General features: G+C 72.2%; 1 protein-coding gene. It reads right to left on the bottom strand.

Features of this window, described 5'->3' with window-relative positions:
- Positions 1–270, bottom strand: a 270-nt coding sequence (locus ABD323_RS45320) for a DUF3109 family protein (protein ID WP_486327199.1), incomplete at both ends; no start/stop codon positions are given.

Raw genomic sequence — 270 nt, 5'->3', positions numbered from 1 at the left:
TCAGGAAGACGCAGGCGCCGTTGACCCGGCGGGTCTGGCGGTCGCCGTCCTCGCCGAGCATGGTGATGCCGCCGTCGACCTTGATCCGGCCCTTGGCGTCGGTGCCGTGCGCGTGGTTCTCCCAGATCTCCGGGGTCAGCCGGGCGGCGTGGCCGATCACCCGCTGCTCGTCGTCCTCGTCGGAGTAGTGCGCGCCGAGCGTGCAGCAGCCGTCCGACTCGCCCCGGCCCGGGCGGATGCCCTGGCAGACGCGGTCGAAGATGCAGTTCC

It is taken from the genome of Kitasatospora nipponensis, assembly GCF_039528135.1.
In the GTDB taxonomy this organism is placed as follows: domain Bacteria; phylum Actinomycetota; class Actinomycetes; order Streptomycetales; family Streptomycetaceae; genus Kitasatospora; species Kitasatospora nipponensis.
The sequence above is the reverse complement of the archived record's forward strand: the minus strand, read 5'-3'. Positions and strand labels throughout refer to the sequence as shown.